Below are 4,016 nucleotides of genomic sequence, written 5' to 3' on the forward strand. Positions count from 1 at the left end.
TAATGGTAAAACCCTTTTAAAATAAAGCTTTTGACCTGTTAAAGTCCGATGTTCATGCTGCGAAAATAGGATTGGGACTTTCAAAAACCTTGCATTATCCTTCTTGTAGTACATCGCTTGGTACAAAAAACAAGGGCAACAAAGCCTGAAACGACCGGCTCCTGACGACCGGCTACTGACTCCTACCCCCAGGAAAAACTTTTTCAGCAGACCCTAATTAGAAAAGAATTTCCGGATTTGGCGGCCAAGTATTTCGACAATAAACCTTATTTTTGGACGGGAGGTTATTTCGTGGCTAGTTGTGGCGGCGTTACTGTCGAACAACTAAAAAAATACGTCGAGAACCAAAAAAACTCCCCGAAAGTGGAAACGCTACCGCGTTAGTTTCATTCCGGTGGCGATTTATCTCCCGTTAAACCGCGTAGCGGTTTAACGGGAGTCCTCTCGTTCCATTGAGATAGGCAGTTTAAATGCAGTAAAGCTGATATTTTCTAGCAAATCTCTTGATTGTCAGCCCTTGGCTGGCAAAAAAGCAGCGAAAAAATCACAAAAATCCGCTGAGATGTCTTCCCAAGACATCAATTAGGGTCTGCTGAAAAAGTCGTTCAGGGAATTATGTGATATTGTCTGGCAATTTTCACTGGTATCGAACGCCTCAATGGTTCTGATCGCCGCACCTTCCCCACCGGTGCGTTGCTGGGGGTGGGGCATGACGCTTAAATGCTATTTTGGTTTAGTTTGGACGCTAATAGGGCCATTAACGCTGGTTTGACAGGCTAAACGATAATTTTCGGGTTTTTTCTTCAGACAGCGCTGTTCAAAGTCGGTTTTGGCCGAGAGATTTTCCATCCCCTCGACAATTGCCACTATACAAGTACCACACTGACCGTAACCGCCACAATTCATCAATTTACCGCCAAAAGTGTAGATATCAACGCCATTCTGGATTGCTTTCTCTCGTAAATTCGCTCCATCTGCCGCTACCACGATCTTATTCTCTTTGACGAAGTTGATGTTACCCATGACTGTGTTACCCTAAATTTTTGCAAATTAATATTAAAAAATATTAAATTTTTTTGATTGTAACATTTTTGGCTCGCTGTTCTAAATATTCGGCGATGCCAATAGCGATCGCTTTTTTGCCGATAAATTTCCCCAATGCCGCTTTTGTGACCAAATAAGCCACCTGTTCCCCTTGATCGCCCTTTTCCTCACCCCTATTAGCAATGACGGCCTGATAGCCCTTTTCTAGGCGTTTACGGGCGATTTCCAGTAACTCCTCCTGACTGACTCCTTCCTGATACTTGAAAGTGACCATCTCTAAATCGGGAAATTTTTCTCTCACCTTGTCAATCACTTTTTCCGTCGGCACAAAATTAAGATTTAACTGCCCACCACTGGGAATTTTGCCGTAAAAAGGGCTTTCTAAGCGATAATCTGCCACTGCTGCCGAAAAAATTCCAAATTTATAATCTTTACTGCCTAATTCTCCCATAACCTTCCCTAGATACTCGTCATAAGTTTCAATAATTTCATGGGGTAAATAAGCGGGAGGTGTATAGCTGCCGCGTCCGTGGATTAATTGCACCTTTGCCCCGCGCAGGTACAATTCTTCTGCAATAGCGACTCCTAATTGTCCGGTAAAACGATTGGTTAAACGACGAATATTATCGATAATAACGGGTGTGGGTCCACCAGTGACTAAAATCGGCCTATTTTTCAGGACAGAATTACTGAGAATCCCACAGGCTGCCACTGTGATCTCTTTTTCCCCGGGGAGATTGTGCTTACCGTAATCATCCCGGGGTGACATAATCTGGACTCCCCAGCGATCGAGAGTTTGCAAAGATTCGGTCAGAATAGCATTATGTAAACTGCCGTGCATGGTGGGGACAAGCAGAATTTTAGTTTTTCCCTTTTCCTGTCGTCCCAAGGCCGAGGCCAAGCATGAAGTGATCACTCCGTCAGCGATTCCGTAACGAAACTTATTAATCGTGTTATAGGTAGCGGGGGCGACTAAATAAAGATCAAAGGGAGATTGATCGCTTAAATGTTCTGCTTTTGCCGTTAATTGGCTAATTACGGGATTAACCGTACTCCATTCCAAAGCTTCCTTAGTGACGTATCTTAAAGCTTCTTCTGAGACAAAAGCCACGACTGTAGCCCCGAATTTCCGCAAAGATCGGGCAATTAGCGGCGCTTTCATGGCCGCAATCCCTCCCGTCACCAGTAAAGCAATACGTTTACCCCAGAGATGATGACTTTCTAAGGGTACTTCGCGATCGCTTAAGGGCGAATCCGTCGGAGAAGAGAAATTCCAAGTCATAAATTTGGGGGTGGGGGTTTTGTCAGTGATCAGTAAACAGTAAACAGTGAACTGAAAACTCAAATCTGATCACTGATAACTGATAACTGATCACTGATTCGGTTATCCCTATTCGGGGTTTGTCTATCCCTGAGGGAGAAACTGGTTATCCTAGTAAATAAAGGGTTGCTTCGGTGTTCTTATGATTGACAAAATTTTAACTAAAGTTCGATCGCTTGCCAAGCCGCTATTAGTTCTAGGATTAGTGACAACGCTGATTTTAGGCAATGTTTCCAGTGCTTTGGCGGCATCGGGGGGTAGAATGGGGGGCGGTAGTTTTCGCGCCCCTAGTCGCAGTATTAGCCCTTCTAGAGGTGGTGGTTACAGTTCCCCCGGTTACGGTGGAGGTATTGGTTTTCCCTTCCTCTTACCCTTCTTTTGGGGTGGTGGTGGCGGTGGCTTAATTTCTCTGTTAATCTTTTTTGCTATTGCCAATTTCCTCGTTAATGCTTTCCGTAATGGTGGAGGCAGTGATGAGAATGGTATGACGATAGAATCCGGTTATGAAACCGTCTCCGTGGCTAAAGTACAGGTGGGTTTGTTGGCTAATGCCCGTTATCTGCAACAAGAATTAAATCAAATCGCCCTAACTGTGGATACTAGCACCTCCGAGGGACGCGTCGAAGTCTTACAAGAATCGGCCCTCGCCCTGTTACGTCATCCGGAATACTGGGTTTATGGTAACGTCGATTGCCAACAAACCAGCCTCAGCAGTGCAGAAGCGAAGTTTAATCAGTGGTCTCTCAACGAACGCGGTAAATTAACGGCGGAAACCTTAACTAATTACAATAATCAACTGCGTCAAGGTTCTAGAGACAATATTTTACCCGAATCGGCTGGGGAATTAGCTAAAAGCGCACCGGAAGGCTATATTTTGGTGACTATTTTAGCCGGCATTGTCGGTAAATTTTCTCTAGCCAAAATTAATGATTCCCAAGACTTGAAACAAGCCCTGCAACAAATTGGTAGTATGGGAGGCGATCGACTTTTAGCGGTAGAAGTGATTTGGACTCCTCAAAGCGAGGGTGATATTCTCAGTCAAGACGACATTCTCGCCAATTATCCCGATCTGAAATTGGTGTAATTTGTCGGGGTATAACCCTAGATATTGGCCAAAATCTCCCTTTTACGGGGAGATTTTTTGATTATTAAGCAATTGCTCCCGTGATGGGATTTTTAGGTGTGTCACGATGCCCTAACACACCCTAACCATTAACAATATAATTCCTGAATCCACTGCCATTCTTGGGCTAATCCTTCGGCTAAAGAGACTTGGGGATTATAACCTAGAATAGTACGGGCTTTGGTGACATCGGCGGCGGTGTGACGGGCATCTCCCCGGGCGAGTCCTTGATGCGATCGCTCGATAGGTTTACCGATGACTTTTGCCATGGTATCCAAGACATCCAACAATACCACGCGACTACCACCACCAATATTAAACACCTCACCCACCGCTTCCGGGACTACGGCAGCGGCTAAATTAGCGGCTACAGCATCGCTAATAAAGGTAAAATCCCGGGTTTGTTTGCCATCCCCGTAGATGCCGATAGCTTTACCTGCGATCGCTGCTTGAAAAAACTTATGGAAAGCCATATCGGGACGTTGCCGCGGTCCATAAACGGTGAAATAACGTAAGGCAGTGACGGGA

General features: G+C 45.0%; 4 protein-coding genes and 1 pseudogene. 2 read left to right on the forward strand and 3 right to left on the reverse strand.

From position 1 onward, the window contains the following. Positions 1–195: 195 nt before the first annotated feature. Positions 196–384, forward strand: a pseudogene (locus PX481_RS03115) (IS200/IS605 family transposase); the annotation flags it as partial. A gap of 339 nt (positions 385–723) precedes the next feature. On the opposite strand, the gene PX481_RS03120 reads toward PX481_RS03115, so the two are convergent. Beyond that, positions 724–1,023, reverse strand: coding sequence for a 2Fe-2S iron-sulfur cluster-binding protein (locus tag PX481_RS03120; protein WP_002761301.1), 300 nt, complete (start codon positions 1,021–1,023; stop codon positions 724–726). A gap of 43 nt (positions 1,024–1,066) precedes the next feature. Then, the gene (locus PX481_RS03125) at positions 1,067–2,326 is read right to left on the reverse strand and encodes a phosphopantothenoylcysteine decarboxylase domain-containing protein (protein ID WP_190720636.1); all 1,260 of its coding nucleotides are present in this window, start codon (positions 2,324–2,326) and stop codon (positions 1,067–1,069) included. A 181-nt stretch (positions 2,327–2,507) separates the two neighbouring features. On the opposite strand from PX481_RS03125, the gene PX481_RS03130 reads away from it, so the two are divergent. Further along, positions 2,508–3,449, forward strand: a complete 942-nt coding sequence (locus PX481_RS03130; protein WP_288093634.1) for a DUF1517 domain-containing protein — start codon at positions 2,508–2,510, stop codon at positions 3,447–3,449. 128 nt (positions 3,450–3,577) lie between these two features. Here the strand turns inward: PX481_RS03130 and PX481_RS03135 are convergent. After that, the coding region (locus PX481_RS03135) for an NAD-dependent epimerase/dehydratase family protein (protein ID WP_288093635.1) at positions 3,578–4,016 on the reverse strand (439 nt) is incomplete at its 5' end.

It is taken from the genome of Microcystis sp. M53603_WE2, from assembly GCF_030065435.1.

Coding starts and splice junctions, on each gene's coding strand:
- PX481_RS03120 (WP_002761301.1), bottom strand. CDS start 1,023: ATGGGTAACATCAACTTCGTCAAAGAGAATAAGATCGTGGTAGCGGCA.
- PX481_RS03125 (WP_190720636.1), bottom strand. CDS start 2,326: ATGACTTGGAATTTCTCTTCTCCGACGGATTCGCCCTTAAGCGATCGC.
- PX481_RS03130 (WP_288093634.1), top strand. CDS start 2,508: ATGATTGACAAAATTTTAACTAAAGTTCGATCGCTTGCCAAGCCGCTA.